General features: G+C 71.8%; 22 protein-coding genes. 10 read left to right on the top strand and 12 right to left on the bottom strand.

Annotated elements, in window-relative coordinates:
• Window positions 1–47 precede the first annotated feature (47 nt).
• The gene (locus ACXN5W_RS14615; protein ID WP_473158811.1) at window positions 48–1,547 is read left to right on the top strand and encodes an FAD-dependent monooxygenase; all 1,500 of its coding nucleotides are present in this window, start codon (window positions 48–50) and stop codon (window positions 1,545–1,547) included.
• Here the strand turns inward: ACXN5W_RS14615 and ACXN5W_RS14610 are convergent.
• Window positions 1,523–2,140 (bottom strand): TetR/AcrR family transcriptional regulator, encoded by a 618-nt coding sequence (locus tag ACXN5W_RS14610; protein ID WP_473158810.1) that lies wholly within the window; start codon window positions 2,138–2,140, stop codon window positions 1,523–1,525. The genes ACXN5W_RS14615 and ACXN5W_RS14610 overlap by 25 nt on opposite strands.
• A 77-nt stretch (window positions 2,141–2,217) precedes the next feature.
• On the opposite strand from ACXN5W_RS14610, the gene mgrA reads away from it, so the two are divergent.
• Together mgrA and ACXN5W_RS14600 are read left to right on the top strand one after the other, a co-directional pair.
• On the top strand, window positions 2,218–3,216 hold the full coding sequence (gene mgrA, locus ACXN5W_RS14605) for an L-glyceraldehyde 3-phosphate reductase (RefSeq protein WP_473158809.1): 999 nt from the start codon (window positions 2,218–2,220) through the stop codon (window positions 3,214–3,216).
• A gap of 317 nt (window positions 3,217–3,533) precedes the next feature.
• Window positions 3,534–4,196 (top strand): response regulator transcription factor, encoded by a 663-nt coding sequence (locus tag ACXN5W_RS14600; protein WP_473158808.1) that lies wholly within the window; start codon window positions 3,534–3,536, stop codon window positions 4,194–4,196.
• 117 nt (window positions 4,197–4,313) lie between these two features.
• Here the strand turns inward: ACXN5W_RS14600 and ACXN5W_RS14595 are convergent, their stop codons facing one another.
• Genes ACXN5W_RS14595 through ACXN5W_RS14580 form a run of 4 tightly spaced genes read right to left on the bottom strand, consistent with a single transcriptional unit; the run spans window position 4,314 to window position 8,830 of the window.
• Complete coding sequence (locus tag ACXN5W_RS14595) at window positions 4,314–5,177, bottom strand: cytochrome c biogenesis CcdA family protein (RefSeq protein WP_473158807.1); 864 nt, start codon at window positions 5,175–5,177, stop codon at window positions 4,314–4,316.
• On the bottom strand, window positions 5,150–5,728 hold the full coding sequence (locus ACXN5W_RS14590) for a TlpA family protein disulfide reductase (protein ID WP_473158806.1): 579 nt from the start codon (window positions 5,726–5,728) through the stop codon (window positions 5,150–5,152). The genes ACXN5W_RS14595 and ACXN5W_RS14590 overlap by 28 nt, the downstream gene beginning before the upstream one ends.
• Before the next feature lies 1 nt (window position 5,729).
• Entirely contained in the window at window positions 5,730–7,199 is a 1,470-nt protein-coding gene (locus ACXN5W_RS14585) for an NADH-ubiquinone oxidoreductase-F iron-sulfur binding region domain-containing protein (protein WP_473158805.1), read from the bottom strand.
• Entirely contained in the window at window positions 7,196–8,830 is a 1,635-nt protein-coding gene (locus ACXN5W_RS14580) for a hypothetical protein (RefSeq protein ID WP_473158804.1), read from the bottom strand. The genes ACXN5W_RS14585 and ACXN5W_RS14580 overlap by 4 nt, the downstream gene beginning before the upstream one ends.
• A gap of 203 nt (window positions 8,831–9,033) precedes the next feature.
• On the opposite strand from ACXN5W_RS14580, the gene ACXN5W_RS14575 reads away from it, so the two are divergent.
• Together ACXN5W_RS14575 and ACXN5W_RS14570 are read left to right on the top strand one after the other, a co-directional pair.
• The gene (locus tag ACXN5W_RS14575) at window positions 9,034–9,363 is read left to right on the top strand and encodes a nucleoside triphosphate pyrophosphohydrolase family protein (protein WP_473158803.1); all 330 of its coding nucleotides are present in this window, start codon (window positions 9,034–9,036) and stop codon (window positions 9,361–9,363) included.
• A gap of 216 nt (window positions 9,364–9,579) precedes the next feature.
• Window positions 9,580–11,340, top strand: a complete 1,761-nt coding sequence (locus tag ACXN5W_RS14570; protein ID WP_473158802.1) for an HNH endonuclease signature motif containing protein — start codon at window positions 9,580–9,582, stop codon at window positions 11,338–11,340.
• A 341-nt stretch (window positions 11,341–11,681) separates the two neighbouring features.
• On the opposite strand, the gene ACXN5W_RS14565 is transcribed toward ACXN5W_RS14570, so the two are convergent.
• Window positions 11,682–12,773, bottom strand: coding sequence for an EamA family transporter (locus tag ACXN5W_RS14565; protein WP_473158801.1), 1,092 nt, complete (start codon window positions 12,771–12,773; stop codon window positions 11,682–11,684).
• A gap of 112 nt (window positions 12,774–12,885) precedes the next feature.
• Between ACXN5W_RS14565 and ACXN5W_RS14560 the strand changes: the two genes are divergently transcribed.
• Window positions 12,886–14,058 carry a GlxA family transcriptional regulator gene (locus ACXN5W_RS14560; RefSeq protein ID WP_473158800.1) on the top strand — a complete coding sequence of 391 codons (1,173 nt, stop codon included), beginning with the start codon at window positions 12,886–12,888 and terminating at the stop codon, window positions 14,056–14,058.
• A 40-nt stretch (window positions 14,059–14,098) separates the two neighbouring features.
• On the opposite strand, the gene ACXN5W_RS14555 is transcribed toward ACXN5W_RS14560, so the two are convergent.
• Entirely contained in the window at window positions 14,099–16,291 is a 2,193-nt protein-coding gene (locus ACXN5W_RS14555; protein WP_473158799.1) for a transglycosylase domain-containing protein, read from the bottom strand.
• Between the two features lie 249 nt (window positions 16,292–16,540).
• On the opposite strand from ACXN5W_RS14555, the gene ACXN5W_RS14550 reads away from it, so the two are divergent.
• Window positions 16,541–17,020 carry a nitroreductase family deazaflavin-dependent oxidoreductase gene (locus ACXN5W_RS14550; protein ID WP_473158798.1) on the top strand — a complete coding sequence of 160 codons (480 nt, stop codon included), beginning with the start codon at window positions 16,541–16,543 and terminating at the stop codon, window positions 17,018–17,020.
• Window positions 17,021–17,106: 86 nt separating this feature from the next.
• Here ACXN5W_RS14550 and ACXN5W_RS14545 read toward each other — a convergent pair whose 3' ends face one another.
• The 4 genes from ACXN5W_RS14545 to ACXN5W_RS14530 all read right to left on the bottom strand — a co-directional run bounded on the left by ACXN5W_RS14545 (window position 17,107) and on the right by ACXN5W_RS14530 (window position 19,976).
• The gene (locus ACXN5W_RS14545) at window positions 17,107–17,547 is read right to left on the bottom strand and encodes an HPF/RaiA family ribosome-associated protein (RefSeq protein ID WP_473158797.1); all 441 of its coding nucleotides are present in this window, start codon (window positions 17,545–17,547) and stop codon (window positions 17,107–17,109) included.
• A gap of 134 nt (window positions 17,548–17,681) precedes the next feature.
• Window positions 17,682–18,944 carry a glycosyltransferase gene (locus ACXN5W_RS14540; RefSeq protein ID WP_473158796.1) on the bottom strand — a complete coding sequence of 421 codons (1,263 nt, stop codon included), beginning with the start codon at window positions 18,942–18,944 and terminating at the stop codon, window positions 17,682–17,684.
• Window positions 18,945–18,951: 7 nt separating this feature from the next.
• A complete protein-coding gene (locus tag ACXN5W_RS14535) occupies window positions 18,952–19,539 on the bottom strand; it encodes a tetratricopeptide repeat protein (protein ID WP_473158841.1) in 588 nt (195 codons plus the stop codon).
• Window positions 19,540–19,589: 50 nt separating this feature from the next.
• Window positions 19,590–19,976: a hypothetical protein gene (locus ACXN5W_RS14530; RefSeq protein WP_473158795.1), complete on the bottom strand. Its 387-nt coding sequence runs from the start codon at window positions 19,974–19,976 to the stop codon at window positions 19,590–19,592.
• On the opposite strand from ACXN5W_RS14530, the gene ACXN5W_RS14525 reads away from it, so the two are divergent.
• From ACXN5W_RS14525 to ACXN5W_RS14515, 3 genes are all read left to right on the top strand, one after another.
• The gene (locus ACXN5W_RS14525) at window positions 19,971–21,908 is read left to right on the top strand and encodes a hypothetical protein (protein WP_473158794.1); all 1,938 of its coding nucleotides are present in this window, start codon (window positions 19,971–19,973) and stop codon (window positions 21,906–21,908) included. The genes ACXN5W_RS14530 and ACXN5W_RS14525 overlap by 6 nt on opposite strands.
• 292 nt (window positions 21,909–22,200) lie before the next feature.
• The gene (locus tag ACXN5W_RS14520) at window positions 22,201–22,779 is read left to right on the top strand and encodes a dienelactone hydrolase family protein (RefSeq protein ID WP_473158793.1); all 579 of its coding nucleotides are present in this window, start codon (window positions 22,201–22,203) and stop codon (window positions 22,777–22,779) included.
• A gap of 44 nt (window positions 22,780–22,823) precedes the next feature.
• Window positions 22,824–23,462: a pyridoxamine 5'-phosphate oxidase family protein gene (locus ACXN5W_RS14515; RefSeq protein WP_473158792.1), complete on the top strand. Its 639-nt coding sequence runs from the start codon at window positions 22,824–22,826 to the stop codon at window positions 23,460–23,462.
• 19 nt (window positions 23,463–23,481) lie between these two features.
• On the opposite strand, the gene ACXN5W_RS14510 is transcribed toward ACXN5W_RS14515, so the two are convergent.
• Window positions 23,482–24,075 carry a CGNR zinc finger domain-containing protein gene (locus tag ACXN5W_RS14510; RefSeq protein WP_473158791.1) on the bottom strand — a complete coding sequence of 198 codons (594 nt, stop codon included), beginning with the start codon at window positions 24,073–24,075 and terminating at the stop codon, window positions 23,482–23,484.

Genomic DNA, 24,075 nt, shown 5'->3' with positions numbered 1-24,075 from the left:
GGATACGTTTGTCAACAAGCGTTGGCAAACTGTCTCAGGGAGGCGTCGTGAACATCGACACGGAGGTTCTGATCGTCGGTGCCGGCCCCACCGGACTGCTGCTGGCCGGTGACCTGGCGGCGGCCGGGGTGTCCTGCGTCGTGCTGGAACGACGGGAGCACGAGTCGAACCTGACCCGGGCCTTCGCCGTACACGCCCGCACGCTGGAGCTGTTCGACGCCCGTGGCCTGGCCGACGAGCTGATCGCCACGGGCCAGCCGGTCCGCCGGCTGCGGCTGTTCGGCGGCGCCCAGCTCGACCTGGGCCGCCTGCCGAGCCGGTTCCCGTACGTGCTGGTCACCCCGCAGTACCACACCGAGGGCGTGCTGGCCCGCCGGGCGACGGGACTGGGCGTCCAGCTCCGGCACGGTGCCGAGGTGACGGGCCTGGCCCAGGATCCCGACGGGGTGCGCGTGACCATCCGCGAGGGGGACGGCACGCGCACCCTGCGCGCCCGGTACGTGGTGGGCGCGGACGGCGTACACAGCACCGTCCGGACCCGGCTGGGCATCGACTTTCCCGGGCGGTCGGTGGTGCGGTCGGTGATGCTGGCCGACGTCCGGCTCCGCGAGAATCCGCCCGAGGTGCTGATGGCGAACGCGAACGGCCGCGCCTTCGCGTTCCTGGCGCCGTACGGGGACGGCTGGTACCGGGTGATCGCCTGGGACCGTACCCAGCGGTTGCCGGACAGCGCCCCGGTCGACCTGGCCGAGGTCGCCGCGCTGACCCGGGAGGCCCTGGGCACCGACTTCGGGATGCACGACGCCCGTTGGACCTCCCGGTTCCACAGCGACGAACGGCAGGCCACCACGTACCGGTCGGGCCGGGTCTTCCTGGCCGGGGACGCGGCGCACGTCCACTCCCCGGCCGGCGGGCAGGGCATGAACACCGGTTTGCAGGACGCGGCCAACCTCGGTTGGAAGCTGGCGGCGGTGCTGCGGCACGGCGCGGCCGATGCCCTGCTCGACACGTACCAGGCCGAACGGCATCCGGTCGGGACCCAGGTGTTGCGGACCAGCGGCGCCCTGCTGCGGGCGGCCCTGCTGTCCGGCGCCCCGCGCCGGCTGCGGGACACGCTGGTCCGGATCGGCACCCGGCTGCCCGCGGTGAACGACCGGCTGGCGCTGCGGGTCTCCGCGCTCGCCACCCGCTACCCCGCGCCGCCCGGGGCGCACCGATCGGTCGGTGCCCGGGTCCCGGACCTGCCACTGATGGCCGTCGCCGACGGCCCGGACCGGCTGTACGCGGCACTGCGCGCCGGCCGGTTCGTGCTCGTCGCGCCCGGACCGGCGGCGCCGCCGGCCGGCTGGGCGGACCGGGTGACCACAGTGGTCCGGGCCGACGGCCGGCGGAGCACCCTGCTGGTACGTCCCGACGGCCACCTGGGCTGGGCGGGTTCCGACCCGGAGCCGGACCCGGCCGGCGCGGGCCCGGTCCCGGCCGACCTCGCGGCGGTACTGGCGGGCTGGGCCGGTCCCCCGGTTCAGTCCAGCGGCCCGGTCAGGTAGCGCTGGAGGGTGGGGCCGACGTACCGGGCGAGCGCGGCCGGCTCCATCCCCACCACCGGCGGAAGCCGCAGCAGATAGCGGCAGAGTGCCAGCCCCAGCACCTGGGTGGCGATCAGCCCGCCCCGCCGGGCCGCCTCACCGGCCGGTACCACCGCCGCGACCATCGCCACCAGCTGGTCCCGGAAGACCTCCCGGACCCGCTCGGCCGCCGCCGGATGGGTGACCGCCGACCGCAGCACGAGGGCGAGCGCGTCGTCGTGCAGGTCACCCTCCCAGCGCCGGACGAAGTGCTCGGCCATCGCCGTACCCCGTTCGTCGACGGGTACGGCGGTCAGGTCCGGCAGCGCCAGGTCGACACCCACGGCCGCGGCGAACAGCCCGTCCTTGCTGCCGAAGTAACGGATCACCATCGACGGGTCGATGCCGGCCTCGGCGGCGATCGACCGGACGCTCGCCTTGTCGTATCCCACGGCGGAGAACTGCCGCCGGGCCGCCCGGAGGATCGCCGACCGGGTCCGGTCCGACTTGCGGGTCGGCGGCGGGTCGCCGCCGCTGCTCAGGGCCGTGTCCCCGGCGTCCTCCGTGCCGCTCACCGGGGCGATGTTACCGTCCGGTCGGCACGCCGAACCCGCTGCCGTACCGGCGACCCGGTCCGCACTACCCTCGGGCCGTGACCTACCTCGCCGCTCCCGCGCGTTACGACTCGATGACCTATCGGCGGGCCGGCCGCAGCGGCCTGCACCTGCCCGCCATCTCGCTCGGACTGTGGCACAACTTCGGCCACGGCCGACCGCAGGACCACCAGCGGGAGATCCTGCTGCGCGCCTTCGACCTGGGCATCACCCACTTCGACCTGGCCAACAACTACGGGCCGCCGCCCGGTTCGACCGAGGAACGGTTCGGCCGGGTGCTCCTCAACGACCTCGGTCGGTACCGCGACGAGCTGATCATCGCGACCAAGGCCGGCTACCGGATGTGGCCCGGCCCGTACGGCGAGTGGGGCTCCCGCAAGTCCCTGCTGTCCTCCCTGGACGCCTCGCTGCGCCGGATGGGCCTGGACTACGTGGACATCTTCTACTCGCACCGCCCCGACCCGGACACCCCGCTGGAGGAGACGATGGGTGCGCTGGACACCGCCGTCCGGTCCGGTCGGGCACTGTACGTCGGCCTGTCCAACTACTCCGCCGAGCAGACCACCCGGGCGGCGGCCATCCTGCGCGACCTCGGCACCCCCATGCTGCTGCACCAGCCGTCGTACTCGATGCTGAACCGGTGGACCGAGCGGGACGGCCTGCTCGACACGCTGGAGCAGGCCGGCGCCGGCTGCGTCGCGTTCAGCCCGCTGGCCCAGGGTCTGCTCACCGACCGGTACCTGAACGGCATTCCGGACGACTCCCGGGTACGCACCAGCGACTTCCTCTCCGAGCGCGACCTGACGCCGGGAACCATGGCTGTCGTGCACGACCTGAATGGACTGGCCGCCCGCCGGGGCCAGTCGCTGGCCCAACTGGCGCTGGCCTGGGCCCTGCGCGATCCCCGGATGACCAGCCTGATCATCGGTGCGAGCAGCGTGGCCCAGTTGGAGTCGAACGTGGCGACCCTGACCGGTCCGCAGTTGTCACCCGATGAACTGGGCGAGATCGACCTGATGCTCACCGGTCTCAGCTGAGGGACGCCACCCGACCACACCACGAGCCGTCGAACAGCCGCGCTCCCTCGAACACCGCCCCCCTTGCACACCGCCCCCTTGCACACCGCCCCCTTGCACACCGCCCCCTTGCACACCGCCCCCTTGCACACCGCCTCCCTTGCACACCGCGCCCCTCGGGCAGCCGGTACCTGGTGCCGTCGGGCCGCCCACCCGCGCCGCCGGGTCGGCCGTGTCGGAACGGCGACACGAGTTGGCACCGTTCGGTGGTGCCCCTGAGCGGCGACTCAGGGCTTTATAGAAGGCAGAGGCTGCGGGCATGGAATGAGGGGGACCGGGTGGGATGGGTACCCGTGTTCGAGGACGACCGGGTCGGCCGGCTCGTCACCCGGGCACTGAACGGTGGTGGCACGGCCCCGGAGTGGGGCGGCGCGCGGGCCGGCCTGGCCGCCGCGCTCGGCCGGGAGTTCGATCTGGTGGTCCTCGACCTGGTGCCGCCGGGCATCGACGGCCGGCAGGTGCTGCAACGGCTGCTGGCCGAACGACCGGGGCACCGGTTCCTGGTGCTCTCCGCGGTGCCGGAGATCGGCACCCGGATCGCCGTGCTGGCGTCCGGGGCGGCCGACTTCCTGGCCAAGCCGGTCGCGGTGGCCGAACTGGTGGCCCGGGTCCGCGCTCGGATGCGGTCCGCGGCGGCTGGCGCGGCGGCCCGGTGGCTCCAGGTCGGCCCGGTACGCCTCGACCTGCACCGACGTCGAGCCGCGGTGAACGGTACGGACATCGGCCTGCCGCTGCGGGAGTTCCTGCTGTTGCAACACCTGATGACCCGGGCGGGGCAACCGTGCAGCCGGGACGAGTTGCTGGCGGACGTGTGGGGGCTGACCTTCGACCCGGGCAGCAACGTGGTGGACGCCTACGTGCGGCGGCTGCGGGCCAAGCTGGACCGGCCGGACCGGATCGAACGGGTCCCGCACGTCGGCTACGCCTACGCCCTTTACTGACCCGTCCGTCCCGGGCGCGGCCCCGTCCTGACCGCGCCGGCCTGACCCGTCAGGAAGGGACCCCTCCTATACCGAAAACGATAAGAAGGTGCCCTTCCTTACCTCTCTTCCTCACGTCTACGACCGGGCGAGGCGGCCGGCGCCGAAGCCGGCCGCGGCCAGCAGCGCGAGCACCACGGCGAACCAGCCGGGTCCGATGAGATCCACCAGCGCGACGAGCCGGTGCTGGATTCCGGTGGCGGCGCCGACGAGCGGGTCCCGGGCCGCGCCGCGCGTGCCGCCGAACAGGCGCCGCTCGTACCAGCCGTAGTAGCAGACGTACCCGCCGGCCAGCACCAGCACCGCACCGCCCAGCCGGGGCACCAGCGCGCCGAGCCGGCGCAGCCGGGCCACCAGCGAAGCCCGCAGCAGCCCGACGGCGACGGCGGTCACCCCCACCACCAGGGCCATCCCGCCGGCGTAGCCGAGCAGCAGCACGACCCCGTCGACCGCCGAGCCGGTGCGCAGGCCGGTCACCACGATGGCCAGGAACGGGGCGATCGCGCAGCTCACCGACGCCAGCGCGTACGCGGCGCCGAACAGCGCCATGGCCGGGACCGACCGGCGCAGCCGCGGCGCAGCCACCGCGCCCGGCAGGGCGGGCAGGCCCCGACCGGCCAGCAGCCAACCGCCGAGCAGCACCAGCAGCAGCCCGAGCACGCTGGTCAGCCACGGCAGCCGGGGCTGCACCCAGCCGGCCAGCGGGGCCAGCAGCAGGCCGAAGGCGCCGAACACGGCGACGTACCCGCAGGTCAACGCCGCGGTGGCGGCCAGCGCGCGGCCGACCGCGGCGGCCGGCGACCGGGTCGGTGGGCCGGCGACCAGCAGCGACAGGTACGCCGGCAGCAGCGCGAAGCCGCACGGGTTCACCGCGCCGAGCATCCCGGCGCCGACGGCCAGCAGCAGCGCGGTGGTCATCGGCCCGCGAGCCGGGTGATCCACCGCTCGAACGACAGGTCGTCCAACCAGCCGCGAGCCACCTCCCGACCCCCGGCGTCCAGCAGCACGTAGGTGCTCTGTTCGGTGACCGAGAAGCGTCGCCAGATCGTTCCGGTCTGGTCGTCGAGCTGTGGCACCCGCTGCAACTCGAACTCGGTGACGAAGTCCCGCATCGCCTTGTTCTTCCCCAGGCCGGCGACGCCGAGGAAGTTCACCCGGTCACCGTGTGCCGCGGCCATGTCCGCCACCGAGGACGCCTCGCCGGCGCAGGTCGCGCACCATGGGGCCCAGAACCAGAGCACCATCGGCCGGCCGGCGAGGCTGGCGCCCGGGAACGGCTGGCCGTCGAGCGTGCGGCCGGTGAAGGTGAGCGCGGCCGGCACCGGCACCGACGTACCGGCCGGCCCGGTGGCGCCCGGCGAGCCGCTGCCCGCCCTGGCACCGGTACCCGCCGGGCCGGCCGCGTCCCGGTCCGGCCCGGCCGCGCAGCCGGCGCCGAGCAGGGCCACCAGCAGCACCGGTACGGCTACCGCCGCGCGGCGGGGAACCGGCATGTCACTCCTCGCTGAGCCGCAGGGCCAGGGCCGGGCACATCTGCACGGCCTTCCTCGCCCCGCCCTCCAGCCAGGTCGGCACCGGGGTCGGGGGGAAGCTGGGAAAGCCGTTGTCGTCCAACCGGATGAACTCGGGCACCACCACCGCGCACAGGCCGTGCCCGTCGCACCGCGACCAGTCCACGGCGAGCCGCCGCTTGACGACGTTCGGCGCCTCGGGCAGTCCGAGCACGCTCTTGACCCGCTTGCCGCAGCCGTCCCGCTTGGTGTGCGCGGCGACATCGGCCGCGAAGACCTCCAGGGCCGAGGTGGCGAACCGGCCCGTACCGTCCGGGTGGCTGCACGCCCCACGGCCCTTGACCACGCCGGCCGCGGACCGCACCACCTCGGCGGCCCCGGCTCCCGAGACGACCAGGTCGGTGGCCCGGGCCAGGTCCGGCAGCCCGAGCCGACACGGGCCGCACTGCCCCGCCGACTCACCGGCCAGGTAGCGGACCACCTGGGCCACCTCGCCCAGCGGGCAGGTGTCGTCGCCGAGCGGCAGGATGATGCCGGCGCCGAGCGTGCCGCCCACCGCCGCCAGCCCGGCCCGGGAGACCTCGGCCCTGGCGGCGGCCTCCGCGGTGATCCACTTGCCGTGGTAGCCGCCCACCAGCACCCCGGGGCCGGACGGTGCGTCGCACAGCGCGAGCACGTCGGCCAACGGGGTGCCGGTGGGGCACTCCACCACGGCCGGCTGGCCCGCCGCGCCGCCCACGGTGAGCAGGACGGTGCCCGGCTCCTTCTCGGTGCCCACGGCCGCGTACTCGTACGGTCCGAGCCGGGCGGCCAGCGCCAGCTGCGCGTACGTCTCCGCGTTCGACAGCAGCGTGGGCAGGCCGGAGACGCCCGTGTCGCTGGCCCGTTGCTTGCGCCCCGGCGGGATGTGCGCCTCGCCGTTGATGCCCCGGACCAGCGCGCCACCCTCGCCGGAGATGAACCGGTGCGGCACGGTGACGATCCCGGTGTCCACCGGCATCTGCCGCTCCCGCAGCGCCGCCGCGAGCGAAGCCTCCCCCACGCCGTCGTCGGCCACGCCGATCACGATCTCCTCGGCGTCCAGCGCGTACGCGGCGAGCGCCGCGCCGTCGAGGACCAGGTGCGGCGCCCGGGTGAGCAGGACCTTGTCCTTCCAGCTCGCCGGCTCGCCCTCGGTGGCGTTGACCACCACCACCGGCGGCGACTGCTGGTTGCGGGCCGACTCCAGCACGGCCCGCAACTTGCGGGCGAACGGAAACCCCGCGCCGCCCCGCCCGGTCAGCCGGATGTCCTCGGCCAGCCGCAGCAGCGAGCTGATGGACAGCGGACCGACCGGGCCGTGTACCTCCTCGTGGGCGGCCAGGTCCAACGCGCCGAACTCGTCGAGTCCGGCGGTCAGGCGTGGCTCGCCGAAGCACGCGACCGGCGGCACGGCCGGTGGCGCCGCGATCACCGCGCCTCACCCCGCAGCTGCGCCCAGTAGGCGCTGTCGGCGGCGTCCGCCGCGGCCCGGCGACCGTCCTCGGCACCGCCGCGCTTACGCCGGCCCGCACGACCGCCGGAGGCACCCTCCGCGGCCCGCATCGCGCGCCGGGAGGCCAGGTCGACCAGGGTGGGCGTGTCATCCTCGAAGTCCGGCTCGTAGCGTCCGGCGAGGTCCGGCTCGTACCGGGCGGCGCGGCCGACGGGGGCGTACCGCTCCTCCCGCTCCGCTGGCGGGTAGTCGTCCTCGTCGTCCTCCCGGCTGTGCCGGGGCCGACCGCCGCTGACGGAACGCTCGACCGGCGGCGCACTGTAGCTGCGGGGCGCCTCCCAGTAGTTGCTGTCCGCCACCTCGGCAGCGCCGAGGTCGGCGTCGTCCGCACCGGACCACCGGCGCGGGCTGTCCCAGGGCTCCTCCGGCACGTTCCGCTCGGCGTACCGGGAGCGGGGCCGCTCGGTGGATTCGGTCTCGCGCTCGACGGACCGCTCGTACCGCGCGGCGGCGCCGCTCCGGTGCTCGTCGCGGCGACGCTCGGCCGGCTCCCGCTCCCATGCCGCCGGCTCGCTCTCCCGGACCTCCGGCCGGGTGCCGGTGGGTTCGCTCTGCCACGCCGGCCGGTCACCCGGCTGGGCCGGTACCCGCGGCACCGTGAAGCGGTCCCGGTCCCCCCGCCGGCGCGGTGAGCCCACCGCCCGGTAGCTGGCCGCCGGGGCCCAGGAGTCCACCATGGTGGCCGGCCCGATCGGCTCGGCCTGGACCTTCCGGGCCACCCGCACGTCGGACCCGCCCTTGCTGATCGGCCACCGGACCGAGCGGGAACCGCCGACCTCGTCGGCCGCCGCGCCGGCGGCCCGGCCCGCGGCCGGATTACGCTCGGCCTCCCGCCGCTTCCGGCCCAGGCTCACCGACAGCCGCACGATCAGCGCCACGACCACCAGCAGCACGCACACCACGTAGCTGGCCGTCACCCAGCCCGCCGGGGTACGCCCGGCGTTGAGCCCGTGGACCAGCGCGATCGGCCAGGAGACGTACGCGGTGCTGTGCAGCGCCCGCCACATCCACGGCTTGCCGACCCCGGCCCACCGCATCCGGACGATGCCCGTCCACATCACGGCGGCCATGGACCAGCCGGCCAGGGTGCCGAGCCCGATGAAGAACCCGCGACCCGACACGAACGGCAGCACCGGGTCGAGCAGTCCGGCGTGCCCCTCGGCGATCTTCGTGAGGATGTGCAGCCCCAGCGCGCCCACCGCCATGGTGCCGAGGGCGCGGTGCGCGGACTGCAACAGCACCCGGTGCCGGATCATCAGCACGATCCGGTCGGTGGACACCACCCCCACCATCACGGTGATGCTCAGCAACACGAGGGTGGCCACGCCACCGTAGAACTCGGTGAAGACGAACAGGTACGCGTAGACGACCTGACCGGCCGAGGTGAGCATCATCGCGGCCCAGAGCACGGCCATGATCGACGCGACCAGACCGACCACGGCCCGGCGGGACACCGTACGACCAGTTCTGCTGCTGGTGCTCCGCGGCGCCTCCGGCAGCTGGGTCTGTTGTTTCCGAGCCATCCGCTCCTCGATCTCGCGCCGTGCCAACGTTCCACTTCAGGTACGGGCCGACGAGCCGATCGGATGAACGGATTCGCGATTCTTTCCGTAGTACTTTCCGGCAGTTGTCTGACTACACTGAGTCATCAGTCAATTTCCGCAATCGCCGCTCCGCGCCGCCTCGGCAGCCTGCGGGTTCCGTCGGCGGGTGGTGACCGGTTCCGACAGGGATTCGACCATACTGGTCGGCCATGGACCTGGCCGAGTACCAGCGCGGCGCTCTCCGCACTGCCGCTGCGCGCGACAAGAAGAACGAGTTGCTGCATCTGGTGCTCGGACTGGTTGGCGAGTCGGGAGAGGTCGCCGAAAAATTCAAGAAATGGGTACGCGACCTCGACAGTGACGAGTCGCGGATCGACCGTGCCGACATCGCCAAGGAACTCGGTGACGTGCTCTGGTATCTGGCGGTGCTCGCCGACTACCTCGATCTGTCCCTGGACGACATCGCGACGGCCAATCTGGCCAAGCTGGCCAGCCGCCAGGGCCGTGGCGTGCTGGGCGGCAGCGGCGACGACCGCTGAGCCCGAGGTCGCTGGAGGTCTGCCGGTACCACCCTGTCTCGTTCCACCCCGACGAACTTCAGCCGACCCGCCGACCAGGCCACCAGGCCGCTCCCACACGGTTCCATGAGCTTCGGATTTGCCGCTTGCCGCAGTATCTGAGTGTGAGCGGCTGGTCGCTCTACGACGCGAAGAACTGTCGGAGGTCCGTGCGAACGTGAAGACATGCTCGGGCGGTTGGCACGGATTGACGACGCGGTGGGCTCCTGCCTGGCCGCGCCGGTCTGGGCCATGCCCGAGGCCAGGCTCGTTGACGCGCTGGACGAGGCGCACCGGTTGGGTCAGCGGTTGGCTGCGCTGGAGCTGATGCTGGTGCGGGAAGTGGACGGTCGCGGTCTCGCCCGCACCCACGGCGCCACCTCAACCGCGACCTGGCTGCGGGACCGACTCCGGACACCGATCGCCGACGCCCGCCGGCTGGTCGCCGACGCCGCCTGGCTGGATGGTGGCGGTGACACCTCAGGCATCAGCGGCAGCGCGCCCACCCCGACCACCGGGCCTGACGCGACCACCAGGCCCGACACCACCACCGAGCCCGACCCGACCACCGGGCCCGACCCGACCACCGGGCCCGACGCCATCACCGGGTCCGACGCCGGCCCGAGCACCGCCCCTCCGGACCTCGGCGGCCCGAGCTTGGAGACGACCTCGGGATGCGGCAGGGATACCGCCGGTCCGACCCTCCAGGAAGCCGTGACCACCGGTCGGGTCACCCTGCGCCAGGCCAGGATCATCGCCGAAGCTGTCGGCAATGTCCGCGCGGAGGCCGGCCCGGAGATCGCGGGCAAGGCCCTGTCCACCCTGCTCGCCGAGGCACACCGATTCGAACCAGCAGCCCTCCGGAGACTGGCCGACCGCGTCCTCTGGCATGTGGCCCCGGAGGCCGCCGAGGAGGCAGACCGCCGCGCTCTGCGGCGGGCCGAGCGGCACACACACCGGCATCGGCACCTCACCCTGTTCAGCGGCGAGAACGGCTCGATACGGTTACGGGGGCTCCTCGACGCCGAAGCCGGCGCGACGCTGCTGGCCGCCCTCGATCCGCTGACCGGACCCAACGGACCCGGGGACGACCGCACGCCCGGCCAACGCCGGCACGATGCCCTCGCCGAGCTGACCCGCCTGGCCCTGCGCACGGGCGAACTGCCAGAGAACGGTGGCGACCCGGCACAGATCGTCGTCACCACGGACTACCGCGAGTTGGCCGCGGCTCTCCACGACACCGGTATCGCAATCCTCGGCTACCCGCCTGCTGGTACGACCGCCGGCCAGCTCCGCACCAGCGGAACGACCACCAACCAATCCCAGCTCAACGAACCCCCCAACCGATTCCGCTCCGGCGGAACGGTCGCCGGAAAACCCCAGACCACCGAAACCACCAGCCGGTTCCGCACCAGCGGGATGACCGCCCGGTTCCAGCCCATCGGGAACTCCCGTCGGATCAACAGGACCGCCGGGGCGCCCGTGGACAGGGGCACTCGGGTCCCCGCCGGCCTCCTCGGCCCGGGCACACTGGACAGCGGCCTGCGCCTCACACCCGAGGCCGTACGCCGACTCGCCTGCGATGCGACGATCCTGCCCGCGGTACTGGGCGGTCGCGGTCAGGTGCTGGATGTGGGCCGGCAGCGGCGGTTGTTCACCGGGCCGTTGCGCCGGGCGCTGGTGCTGCGCGACCGTGGCTGTGCCTTCCCATCCTGCGACCGGCCACCCCGCTGGTGCGACGGACACCATCTCAGACACTGGGCGGACGGCGGCCAAACAGCACTACACAACGCCGTCCTGCTGTGCCGATACCACCATCGTCTCGTCCACCAGGGCGAATGGGCCGTCCAACTGGACCCGGACGGTCGTCCCGAATTCCTCCCACCACCCTGGATCGACCCCGCACAACGACCCCTGCGGAACCACCACCATCCACGCTGCCGAAGCGACCCAAGCTGAAACGACCCAAGCCGAAGCGACCAAACTTGAGCGGACCGGGCTGGAAGCCAACCAACGGGCCCGCCGGACGAAGCGGCCGGACCGGCCACTGCGTCAGATGTCAGGGACCATCCGACGCCGTACCGGCCGGCTACCAACCGACGCGGTCACGGCCGAGCCCACTCGACGCAGGTCGCGGGGGTCCACCACCCGGCGCGGTCCGGTTGGGCGAGACCGAAGTCCCGGGGGATGAAGCCGGGTTCCACCACCGGGACACTGCCGACAGGCTGCACACCTGGATCAGCTTATGGGCATCAGCGGCATCGCGGGAAAGTCGCGACCGGCCACCGTCGACCCGATCCCTACCCTGGTCCGGAACCCTCCACCGGCTGAGACCCCCCGCCGGCCCGAGACGCCGTGACCCGAGACGCCGTGACCCGAGACGCCGTGACCCGGGACCGCGCCGCGAGCCCAGACTCCACCACGGACCTGGATTCGACTGCCCGCCGGGGATCGTCCTCGACCGGCGACCGGGAACCGTCGCCAGACGATGGCTGGGTTCGTCGGGACACGATCAGGGCGACGCCGACGACGATGACTCCCGCGGCCAGAACCGTCCGTCCCGTCACCGGCTCGGACAGCAGGAACGCGCCCAGGATGACCGCGACGAGCGGGTTGACGAACGCGTACGTGCCGGCCAGTTGCCCCGAGGTGTGATGGATGAGCCACTCGTACGAGGTGTACGCGAGCAGGCTGCCGAACACGATCAGGTACCCGAGGGCCAGCAGCGAGCCGGGGCTGACCGCCGCCGGATGGATCCGGCCGAACTCCCCGCCGAGCCCGCCGAGGACCAGCAGCGCGGCGCCGGCGCAGATCATCTCCATCCCGCTGGACAGCAGTGGCTGCTCGGGGGTCGCCGCGTGCCGGGCGTACACCGAACCGCAGCCCCAGCTCAGCGCCCCACCGAGTGCCACGGCCGCGGCCGGCAGATCCAGTCCGCGCCCGCCGAACGGGTCGACCAGTACGGCCACGCCGACCAGGCCCAGCAGCAGGCCGACACCGGCCGCCCGGCTGACCCGTTCCCGGTCGACGACCCTCACGGCGATGGTCAACCACACCGGGATGGTGGCCAGCAGCAGGGCCGTACTTCCGGCGGAGAGCCGCTGCTCGGCCCAGGTGGCGCCACCGGTGCCGGCGGCCGGCAGCGCCAGACCGAGGACGGCGCACATCGCCCACTGCCGGGCTGACGGAGCCGGCCACCGGCCCGGTTCCCGGCGCCGCCGCCAGGCGGCCCAACCGTAGAGCAGCAGGCCCGCGATCAGGAACCGGACGCCGCTGAGGGTCAGCGGCGGCATCGCGTGTACGGCGACCCGCATCGCCACGTACGTGGAGCCCCAGACCAGATAGACGACGAGCAGTGCCAGGCCGATCCTGACCCAACGTGCGGACGGCATCTCCGACCTCCGATCATCTCGCGTGGTCACCCGGGTAACTGTTCCCCGCTCTGCGGCACCTGGCGGATGGCAGTACTGCCACGGTGGCCGCAGTTTCTGCCACACTGACCGAATGCTCAGCACCGGACCGACGCCCAACACCGGACCGACGCCCAACACCGGACCGACGCCCAACACCGGACCGACGCCCAGCACTGACCGGAGGCTCAGCGTCGCGGTGCCGGTGGTCGCTCCCGTACCGGCCTTCGAACTCGGCGTGGCCTGCGAGGTGTTCGGCCTGGACCGGTCGGTCGCCGGGCTCCCGGACTACGACTTCGCGGTCTGCGCGGAGCGGATGGCCCCGGTACGCACGACCTCCGGCTTCACGGTGTCCCCCAGCCACGATCTGAGCCGGTTGGCCAGCGCGGACCTGATCATCGTGATCGGGGCGCCGCCGCCGCTCACCGCGACCCCGCCCGGCGGAACAGCGCCGGTGGAGACCGGTGGCACGCCGCCGGCATCGCTGGGGACAGGACCTACGGAAGCCGACGGCGGCACGATGCCGTCGGCAACGCCCGGCGGGCCGCCACCGGCGGCGTTGCTGGGGCAGCTCCGGGCGGCGGTGGACCGGGGCGCGACGGTCGCCAGCCTCTGTACCGGCGCCTTCATCCTGGCGGCGGCCGGTCTGCTGGACGGCCGGCGGGCCACCACGCACTGGGCGCACGCGCCACGCCTGGCCCGTCTCCATCCCGCCGTCACGGTCGAGATCGATCGGCTGTACGTCGAGGATGGCCCGGTCATCACCGGTGCCGGTTCGGCGGCGGCCATCGACCTGTGCGTACACCTGGTCCGCCGGGTCCACGGCGCCGAGGTGGCCAACAGCCTCGCCCGGGACATGGTGGTCCCGCCGCACCGGGACGGTGGACAGGCGCAGTACGTCGAGGCTCCGGTGCCGGAGGTGCCGGTCGGCGGCGAACTGGGGGACCTGCTGGCCTGGCTGGTGGAGAACCCGCATGAGCCGGTGCGTGTCCCGGAACTGGCGTCCCGCGCGCTGATGTCACCGCGTACCTTCGCCCGCCGGTTCCGCCAGGTCACCGGGACCACCCCACGGGCCTGGCTCGACGCTCAGCGGGTGGTGCTTGCCGGGCGGCTGCTGGAACGCGGTGACGACACCGTCGAAGCGGTCGCGCGGCAGTGCGGGTTCGGCAGCGCGGACACGCTGCGCCGGCACTTCACCCGGACCATGGGGGTGGCCCCGGACTCCTACCGGCGCGCGTTCCGGTCCACCCACCCGCCAGCAGACTGACGGCCCGGTCCACCCACCCGTCAGCCGCGGCGGCGGTAGGTCAGCCTCGGCGGCGGTTTGACCAGGGATTGGCGCCCGCAGCCACATCGGGGACCTCGGGAACGGCTGGTTCGACCTTCGGGTCGGGGTCCGGGCCGTCGGGGCCGAACGCGAGGTCCCGGTCCGGCGCGGTGAAGTCCCGCACCGGCTGGCCGGCCAGGGTCGCCGACATGGTACGGGCCACGGCGTTGATCACCTTCTGCTGGACGGCCGAGCCGACGTGGTCGGCCGGATCGTCGGGATTGGCGGCGATGCCGGCGATCGCGAGTTGCGGGGTGAACGCGGCGAAGGTCTCGGTCGCGTTCTGCTCGGAGCTACCGGTCTTGCCGGCCACCGGCCGGCCGTCGAGGATGTCGTCCACCTGGGTCGCCGTACCGCCGTCGCAGCGGCCGTACGCCGACTGCTGGCCCACCGGGCAGCGGGCCGCGTCGGTGGCCGCCCGGGCGATCTTCGGGTCGAGCACCCGCTTGCAGGCCGGTTGGCCGACGTCCACCTTCCGGCCGTCCGGGCCGGTCACGGAGTCCACCGGCAGCGGCGAGCAGTACGTCCCCTCGGCCGCCACCGTCGCGTAGGCGTTGGCGAGGTCGAGCGGGGTGGTGGCGGCGACGCCGAGGGTGAACGAACCCCAGCCGTTGGGGTTGTTCTTCGCGAAGTCGGCGTCGGAGCCGGCCCGGAACCTGATGCCGAGCCGCTGGGCCAGTTCGACCGCCTTCTCGGCACCGACCCGCTGCTCCAGCCAGACGAAGTAGGTGTTGACCGAGCGACCGAAGCCGGTCCACATGGTCCGGTACCCGTCCATCCAGTCGGGGTTGGCGTTGGCCGGGCACCACGACCCGCCGCAGCTCTCGGGTCCGCTGCCGGGATAGTCGGTGCGGAGCCGACTGGGTGCGTCGAACCCGGTCTCCAGCGGCAGTCCAGCCTCCAGCGCCGCCAGCATGGTGAACATCTTGAACGTCGAACCCGCCTGGTAGCCGTCGATGGCGCCATCCCCGGCGACGAGCTGGTTGACGGTGTTGGGGTAGTTGTTCTGACCGGTCGGATTGTCGGCCAGGCTGTAGTGCCGGTTCACCGCCATCGCCAGCACCCGGCCGGTGCCCGGCTGCACGACCGCCATCGGCATGGCCCGCTTGTTGTTGTAGCCGTACACCGTCAGCGCCTGGTGCTGCGCGGCGGCCTGGACCGTCGGGTCCAGCGAGGTGACGATGCTGTAGCCGCCGCGGTTGAGCGCGGCCTCCCGCTCGGCCCGGTTGGCGCCGAACGCGGGCTGGCTCAGCCACCAGTCCCGCAGGTAGTCGCAGAAGAAGCCCCAGTCGTCGTGCCCCGCCGGGGTACCGGTGCAGCCGTTCGGCTGTTCGGTCGGATGCAGGGTGAGCGGCTCCCCCTTGGCCGAGGCGGCCTGCGCCGCGGTGATGTCGCCCATCTTGACCATGGAGTCCAGCACGTAGGACCGGCGGTCCAGCGCCGCGGCCCGGTCGCCGTCGATCGGACTGTACGCGTCGGGCGACTGCACCAGGCCGGCCAGCAGCGCCGCCTCGCCCAGGGTGAGGTCCGCGGGCGGTTTGTCGAAGTACCGCTCGCTGGCGGCGGCGATGCCGTACGCGCCGGACCCGAAGTAGGCGATGTTGAGGTACCGGTCCAGGATCTCGTCCTTGGAGAGCTTCTTCTCCAGCGCCACGGCGTACCGGATTTCCTGGAGCTTGCGCCCGACGGTCTCCTCGGTCGCCGCGGCCCGCTGTTCGGGGGTGGACGACGGGTCGGTCTTCAGGACGTTGCGGACATACTGCATGGTCAGCGTCGACCCGCCCTGCCGGACCTCGCCGCCCCGGTTGGCCACCAGGGCTCGGGCCAGGCCGCGCGGGTCGACGCCGTTGTGCCGGTAGAAGCGGGTGTCCTCGGCCGCCACGATCGCCTGCCGCAGCACGGGGGCGATCTGGTCGATCGGCACGTCCCGGCGGTTCACGTCGTAGAAGCTGGTGATCAGCGTCCGGCCGTCGCTGGCGTACACGTAACTGCGCTGCGCGGTGGGCGGCGTCCGCAGGTTGGCCGGCAGCTCCGCGAAGCTGTCACCGACGACCTTGACGGCCACGCCGAGCAGCGCGTTGGTCGGGAAGGCGGCAACCGCCAGCACCGCGCCGGCGAGCAGGCCGGTCAGCAGCAGCGTGGCGGCACGGGGCAGCTTCGAGCGAGGTGGCATCCCTCCAGATTTGCCCGTGTTCCGCCGGATGCCAAAGCGGCCGGCCGATTGTCAGCAACTTCACCCGGAGCACCCAGCGTCGGCCCAGGTCAGGGCCCCTTTCCCGGCTACCGATCGGGTCGCCCCGGTCGCAACCGCCCAATCGGGACGGCCCGGTAGCATCGAGGCCGGCGCGCCGGATCTGGCCGGACTGGTGGACGAGACGACGAAGCCCCTGGACGGTGCGTCCGACGTGACAAGGAGCACCCGATGCGAAAGCTGAGCACCCCGTCCTCACCCCGGGGGCTGGGCAGACTGCTGTTCCGGTTGCCGATCCTGCTCTATCGGGCCCACCTGGGCATCCTGCTCGGCGGCCGGTTCGTGTTGATCAACCATGTCGGCCGCCGAACCGGCCGGTTGCGGCAGGTCGTGGTGGAGGTGGTCGAGCGGTCCGCCGACGGCAGCTACGTGGTGGCCGCCGGCTTCGGAGCACGGTCCGACTGGTACCGCAACCTGCGAGCACATCCACAGGTCGACGTGCAGGTCGGTGGTCGTCGCCACCCGGTCACCGCGGTGCCGCTGCCGCCGGCCACCGGCGGTGACATCATGGCCCGGTACGCCCCCCGACACCGGTTCGTCGCCCGCCGGCTGTGCCGGCTGATGGGGTACGAGGTCGACGGCTCGGTCGCCGACTTCCGGGCCGTCGGCGAGCAGATCCGCTTCCTCCGCCTGGTGTCGCGGTCCGGCTAGTCACCCGCCGGGTGAACGACCATCGGCCTCGGCGAGCCGGCCGTAACTCGAGCGGAGTCCGGCCCGGCCGCCGCGGGACACCCACGTCAGGCAGGGCTGGCGGCGTCCGCCGAACCGGCCGGCTCGTCGTCGGCGAGCAGGTCCCCCTCGTCCGGCGCCCCGGAGTCGGGCAGCGTGTTCTCGCGCAGCCGCCGGTTGTGCCGAGGCTCCTGCCGGGTCTTCGAGTCGTTGAGCCGCCGCCGCAGGTCGTCGCGGCAGTCGTTGAGCGCGGCCCGCAGGTCCTCCTCGCTGGAGGTGGTCACGATCTTGGGTCGACCGGCGATCCAGCACTCCAGGGTCACCTTCTGTCCCCTGGCCGCCCGGTCCTTGACCGTCACCTCAAGCTCGGTCCCGTCCACCGGGAACGCGGCCAGCCGGGCGTCCAGGGTCCCGAACTGCTCGACGATCCAGTTGCGGTCCCCCTGCGAGAATCCGGTACCGACGCGCAGGCAGTCCGCCACGGTGGCCGGTGTCGCCGAGGTGCTCATCGCCGTACCTCACCCTCGACGCGGACGGTTCCGGTGACTCGGGCATTGACCATGGTTGGTTACCCCTTCGGTTGTTCGTAGCGATCCGTTGATCACCGCATACCCACCGACCGCCCGCTCGGAAACGTACGCGCTCAGATCGTCAACACACCTCCGTTGCGTACCTCGTCCTTCACCGCGATCAGGTTCGCGACGACGTACGGGATGTTGTTGGCCTTGTGGAAATCGGTCGGGAAGTACGTGGCCAGGCGGGACAGCTGGAACCGGCACCGGATCTCCGGTACGAAGCGCGCGTACCGCTCGTTGGTGAAGTACCAGAAGGAGTTCTCGTTGTAGAACGCGACGTGCGTCGGGTCCTGGTACGCGCCCCGCCCGTCCGTGCTGGGCGTCAGCGACAGCAGCAGTCCGTTCGGGGCGAGGATCCGGTACAACTCGTTGAAGATGGCTATCTTGTCCGGGACGTGCTCCAGAAAGTCGACCGCCCGGATCACCCCGACGCTGTTGTCCGGCAGGTCGATCCCCTTGCTGACATCGCAGATGATGTCCACACTCTCGCCGGGTCGGCGGTCCAGCCCGAGGAAACCCTCCGGCTTGTTGTGCGCCGCGCCGAGGTCCAGGGCCAACAGATCCCGCCGCTTGGCCCAGGCCAACGCGTTGAGCTGCATGTTCCGGTCGTATATCTCCACCGACCGCCGCTGGATGCGCGCGTTGAACTCCGGATCGCGCTGGGTGTTTCTGGCGTGTATCCGTTGCAGGTAGAGACACTTCGGGATGTGGTGGAACTCGGCGGCCTGGTACAGCCGGCACATCAGGTCGAGGTCGTCGGCCACATCGAGTTCCTCGTCGTACCCGCCCACCTTCTCGTACACATCCCGGCGGAACGCCCGGACGTGGTTCGGGGCGTACCAGATGTAGCTGACGTTGTGTGGAGTCGGCTCCAGCGAATGGCAGGCCAACACCTCGCGCCCGTCGACCCGTTCGTCGCGGTAGCGCCACCCGTGAGCGGCGGCGAACCGGGAGTCATCCCGGCCACCGTCCTCCCCGATCTGGGCCGTGTCGCTGTAGACGAAGCCCACCGCCGGGTTTGCCGCGAAGGCCGTAACGATCTCCGCCAGGCAGTCGCTGCTGAGCAGGTCGTCGTCGTCGAGTTCGACGAGGATGTCCCCGTACGCCTCCGCGCAGGCCTGCCGCTTCACCGCTCCGACCCCGACCAGTCCGTCCCGGACCACGAGGCGGATCCGTGGATCGTTCGCCTCGGGGCGCCACCGGGTCCCCTGGTTGAGAATCACCACCCACTCCCAGTCCGAGTACGTCTGCGCCAGCAACGACTGCAGGCACTCGTCGAGGAAACGGGTCCGGTTGCTACCGGTGAAAACCGTGACGTGTGGCGTCTTCACCGAACGATCACCTCGCCGACTTCTTGGTACGGAACTCGGCGGGAACCGCCGTGACCAGGCTCGAGTCGAGGTCGAGCGCGGACTTGAAGGCGTCCCTGGCTCCGTGGCGGTCGTCCTGCTTCACCAGCAGAAGACCCAACCGCAGGTACGCGGTGGAAGCACTCTCGTTGGCCTCAGTGATCTTGCGGTACAGCGCGACCGCCTCGTCCGGCTTCGTCTCCTCCAGCAGCATGGCCTTGTTGTACATCGCCGGTCGGTACGAGTTGTCGATTCCCAAAGCCTTGTCGTAGTCGGTGATCGCCTCGTCGATCGCGTTGCGTGACTGGGCGAGATAGCCCAGGTTGAACCAGGCGAACTTGTTGTCCCCTTGGATGGCGAGCACCTTCTCGAAGGTGGCCTTCGCCTCATCGGGCTTACCAGCCTGTCCCTGCTCGATACCCTGCTTGACCAGCGCCGCCGGGTCGGCCTGCTCGGCCCCCGGCGCGGCGGCGGCATCGCTGGGATCCTTGGCCGTGGGCGTCTTGTCGTCGCTGCACGCGCCCGCCCCGGCCAACAGCACAGCGCCGCAGGCAAGTGTGCTGAACACCTGTCGCATCTTCACTGTCTTCCTCTTCCTGTCGATCGTCCTGTCGGCTTGCCTCGGGATCACGGCGTGACGTTCGCGCACACGACGTAGATGTCATTGCCGGCGTTCGTGAAGTTGGCCTGCCATCCGGTCGGCAGAGAACCGTTCGTCCCAGGGATCGGGCGACTAGCGAGAATCGATCCGGTGGGATTGTTGAAGCCACCACCCGTAGCGACGTCGCCCGCGTCGCAGCTGATGTTCTGGGTGCCGGAACCCACCGAGGCCGTCCGGATGTACGCGCTGCCGAAGCCGGCGCCCTGCGCGCCCTGCGCGCCCTGAGCACCCTGCGCACCCTGTGGGCCCTGGAAACCCTGCGGACCCTGAGCACCAGTAGCACCCTGAACGCCCTGCGCACCCGTAACGCCCTGGAAACCCTGCGGACCCTGAGCACCGGTAGCGCCTTGCACGCCCTGCGTCCCCTGGAAACCCTGCGGACCCTGAGCACCAGTAGCACCCTGAACACCCTGCGTCCCCTGGAAACCCTGCGCACCCTGCGCACCGGTAGCGCCCTGCTCACCCGTATCGCCCTGGAAACCCTGCGCACCCTGAGCACCAGTAGCGCCCTGAACGCCCTGCGTCCCCTGGAAACCCTGCGCACCCTGAGCACCCGTATCGCCCTGGAAGCCCTGCGTGCCTTGAGCACCGGTAGCACCCTGCACGCCCTGCGTCCCCTGGAAACCCTGCGAACCCTGAGCGCCGGTATCACCCTGCGCACCCTGCGCACCCTGCGCACCCGTATCGCCCTGGAAGCCCTGCGCACCCTGAGCACCAGTAGCACCCTGCACGCCCTGCGTCCCCTGGAAACCCTGCGAACCCTGAGCGCCGGTATCACCCTGCGCACCCTGCGCACCCTGCGCGCCCGTATCGCCCTGGAAACCCTGCGTGCCTTGAGCACCGGTAGCACCCTGAACGCCCTGCGCACCCTGCGCACCGGTATCACCCTGGGCGCCCTGAGCGCCCGTATCGCCCTGGAAACCCTGCGCACCCTGAGCGCCGGTATCGCCCTGGAAGCCCTGCGCGCCCTGGGCACCGGTAGCGCCCTGCACACCCGTATCGCCCTGGAAACCCTGCGCACCCTGCGCACCCTGCGCACCTTGAGCACCGATATCACCCTGGGCGCCCTGAGCGCCCATATCGCCCTGGAAACCCTGCGTCCCCTGGAAACCCTGCGTGCCTTGAGCACCGGTAGCGCCCTGCGCACCCTGCGCGCCGGTATCCCCCTGGAAGCCCTGCGTGCCTTGGGCACCGGTATCACCCTGCGCACCCTGCGCACCCGTATCGCCCTGGAAACCCTGCGCACCCTGAGCACCAGTAGCGCCCTGAACGCCCTGCGCACCCTGAGCACCAGTAGCGCCCTGCGCACCGGTATCCCCCTGGAAGCCCTGCGCGCCTTGAGCGCCCGTATCGCCCTGGAAACCCTGCGCACCCTGAGCACCCGTATCGCCCTGGAAACCCTGCGGACCCTGAGCACCGATAGCGCCCTGCACGCCCTGCGTCCCCTGGAAGCCCTGCGCACCCTGAGCACCGGTATCACCCTGGAAGCCCTGCGTGCCTTGAGCACCGGTAGCACCCTGAACGCCCTGCGCACCGGTATCACCCTGGGCGCCCTGAGCGCCCATATCGCCCTGGAAACCCTGCGTCCCCTGGAAACCCTGCGCACCCTGCGCACCTTGAGCACCGACATCACCCTGGGCACCCTGAGCGCCCATATCGCCCTGGAAACCCTGCGTCCCCTGGAAACCCTGCGTGCCTTGAGCACCGGTAGCGCCCTGCGCACCCTGCGCACCCGTATCGCCCTGGAAACCCTGCGCACCCTGCGCACCGGTATCGCCCTGGAAACCCTGCGCACCGGTATCGCCCTGAGCACCGGTATCACCCTGGAAGCCCTGCGTGCCTTGAGCACCGGTAGCACCCTGAACGCCCTGCGCACCCTGCGCACCCTGCGCACCCTGCGGACCTACCTTGCCGCCGCGGCCGTGCCAATCCGGCCCATTGTCCTGCCACTGCCAGCCCTGTGGCCCGATCCATCCGTCGGGGCCATCGTCTCGCACGAGGGGCACGGAGGGCTGCCAGGCGCGCAGTTGCCCGAACGGCCCAGGCGTACCGAGCTGGGCACGCTCCGCGCGGGCCCGGTGAACCACCTCGGCCGCGTGAGCAGGGCTGACACCTGCGGTCATTCCGGCCATCATGAGAAGCGAACTCAGACCCGAGACGGCCGTGACCTGTTTGGGGCTTGCTTGCCGGTTCCGTACCTTCCTCTTCCCCACGGTTCCCCTCCAGCGCGGCCGTCCAATCGCGTTCGCCCGTCCCCTCAGCTATACGCGATCGTTATCGTATAGGTACAAAACGGTCATACAGGCAGCAAAGCCATTTTTTCTTCCCCAACAGCGGCCAACCGCTCATCAGACGAGACCGCCCGACGGCGTGGCGACCATGATCGCCGTCGGAGCGCCTCGGAGCGCCCATCGGTGTCGGCAGCCGGTAGCGGGCCACAGCCCGCTCATCCACCGGGTCGAGGCGGATGGCACAAAGTGTCGGAGGGTTCGGGCAAGATCGGCGCCGGCTCGTGCGCGGGACCGATGAGCCGCCGGCCGCCCGAAGGGCGACCGGGACGAGACCGAGGAGGGTCACATGGCTGGGGTGCTGTTGTTCCACCACGCGCAAGGGCAGACCGAGGGCTTCCACGCCTTCGCCGACGAGCTGCGGAAGGCCGGGCACACCGTGCACACGCCCGACCTGTACGACGGCCGTACCTTCGACGGCCTGGACGAGGGCATCGGGTACGCCCGGCAGGTCGGCTTCGACGACCTGCTCGACCGGGGTGTACGGACCGCCGACGAGCTTCCCGCCGAGGTGGTCTACGCCGGCTTCTCCCTGGGGGTCATGCCGGCGCAGAAGCTGGCGCAGACCCGGCCCGGCGCCCGCGGGGCGTTGCTGGTCGACGGGTGCCTGCCCGTCTCGGAGTTCGGGACCGCCTGGCCGGACGGCGTACCGGTGCAGGTCCATGGGATGGACGCCGACCCGTTGTTCACGGAGGAGGACGGCGACCTGGACGCGGCCCGCGCCCTGGTCGGCTCGACCGACCAGGCCGAACTCTTCCTCTATCCCGGCGACCGGCACCTGTTCGCCGACTCCAGCCTGCCGTCGTACGACCCGGAGGCCGCCGCCCTGCTCACCCGGCGGGTGCTCGACTTCCTCCAGCACCGCTGACCTGTTGGGTGGCGCCGCACCGATCCTCTCCCTACGTTGTGAGAATGCTATCTGCGACCGAACGCACGACGCTGCGTCGCGCCAAGGAGCGGGGGCGCACCGATCCCGCCGACCTGTACGCGGTCCTCGACGCCGGCCTGATCTGCCATCTCGGACTCGTCATCGACGGCGCGCCGATGGTGGTGCCGACCGGGTACGGCCGGATCGACGACACGCTCTTCCTGCACGGATCGAGTGGCGCGCGGTCACTGCGCCATGCCGAGCAGGTCTGCGTGACCGTGACCCATCTCGACGGCATCGTCCTGGCGCGCTCGGCGTTCAACCAGTCCGTCAACTACCGGTCGGCGATGATCTACGGGGTGGTCCGGCAGGTGACCGATCCGGACGAGCAGCTGGCCGGGCTGCGGGCGATCTCCGAACAGCTCGCCCCTGGACAGTGGACGGCGGTGCGGGCACCGACCCGTAAGGAGTTGGCCGCCACGCTCGTGCTCGCCCTGCCCCTGACCGAGGCATCAGTCAAGATCCGCCAGGGACCGCCGATCGACGACGAGGACGACTACGCGCTGCCGATCTGGGCCGGCGTCGTACCCCGGACGGTCTCCTGGGGGACCCCGGTTCCCGATCCGCGGATGCCGGAGGGCATTCCCGTACCAGAGCACGTGCGCAGGTGGGCGGCCGGCTGACCCACCCGCTCCGCACCGGTCATCGGACCTTCCTGCTCGCGGCCCGGACCCGGTAGGCACGGGTCTTCATCCGATTGCCGCACCGGTCGGGGTCGCACCAGCGTCCGTTGCCCGGTCGTGAACGGTCGTGGAACACCCACTGGCAGTCCGGCGCGGGACACATCTTCAGCCGCCGCCAGCTACCGTTCACGCCGGCAGCCACCGCACCGGCGAGGATCAGCGCGAGGGCTCCCGCTACGCCGGAGACGGCGGGAAGCAGGGTCGGTGCCGCGTGCGGCGGGAAGCGGACGCGCAGCAGTTGGTCCAGGGCCGCCGGCGCCAGCGGCTCCAGCGCAGACGGCCGCGCATCAGGCGGCTCCCGCGTCGGCTCGCCGGGTTGGACGGTCGCCGCCCGCAGCATGGCGCGGAGGGTGTGGGCCAGCCGGAGGTCCGAGTCATCGGCGGTCGCCGGACCGGGCAGCAGACCCGCCGCGACGAGCCAGTCGGCGAGCGCGGCGGGTGTGGACAGCGCGTCGCCCGCCTGTAGCGGCCGGCCGTGCCGGACGAACCGGCGCAGATCAAGCGTGTTGACAAAGTCCTGGATCCGCCCCAGGTCAACCGGACGCTCGTCCAT

The organism is Plantactinospora sp. A48 (assembly GCF_055793945.1).
This window is presented reverse-complemented; position numbering and strand designations above follow the sequence as displayed.

What these genes read in the sequence shown, in the direction of transcription:
- ACXN5W_RS14565 (WP_473158801.1), bottom strand. Translation starts at nt 12,773, where the DNA reads ATGCCGTCCGCACGTTGGGTCAGGATCGGCCTGGCACTGCTCGTCGTC.
- ACXN5W_RS14560 (WP_473158800.1), top strand. Translation starts at nt 12,886, where the DNA reads ATGCTCAGCACCGGACCGACGCCCAACACCGGACCGACGCCCAACACC.
- ACXN5W_RS14510 (WP_473158791.1), bottom strand. Translation starts at nt 24,075, where the DNA reads ATGGACGAGCGTCCGGTTGACCTGGGGCGGATCCAGGACTTTGTCAAC.
- ACXN5W_RS14535 (WP_473158841.1), bottom strand. Translation starts at nt 19,539, where the DNA reads ATGCGACAGGTGTTCAGCACACTTGCCTGCGGCGCTGTGCTGTTGGCC.
- ACXN5W_RS14575 (WP_473158803.1), top strand. Translation starts at nt 9,034, where the DNA reads ATGGACCTGGCCGAGTACCAGCGCGGCGCTCTCCGCACTGCCGCTGCG.
- ACXN5W_RS14550 (WP_473158798.1), top strand. Translation starts at nt 16,541, where the DNA reads ATGCGAAAGCTGAGCACCCCGTCCTCACCCCGGGGGCTGGGCAGACTG.
- ACXN5W_RS14545 (WP_473158797.1), bottom strand. Translation starts at nt 17,547, where the DNA reads ATGAGCACCTCGGCGACACCGGCCACCGTGGCGGACTGCCTGCGCGTC.
- ACXN5W_RS14520 (WP_473158793.1), top strand. Translation starts at nt 22,201, where the DNA reads ATGGCTGGGGTGCTGTTGTTCCACCACGCGCAAGGGCAGACCGAGGGC.
- ACXN5W_RS14590 (WP_473158806.1), bottom strand. Translation starts at nt 5,728, where the DNA reads ATGCCGGTTCCCCGCCGCGCGGCGGTAGCCGTACCGGTGCTGCTGGTG.
- ACXN5W_RS14555 (WP_473158799.1), bottom strand. Translation starts at nt 16,291, where the DNA reads ATGCCACCTCGCTCGAAGCTGCCCCGTGCCGCCACGCTGCTGCTGACC.
- ACXN5W_RS14515 (WP_473158792.1), top strand. Translation starts at nt 22,824, where the DNA reads ATGCTATCTGCGACCGAACGCACGACGCTGCGTCGCGCCAAGGAGCGG.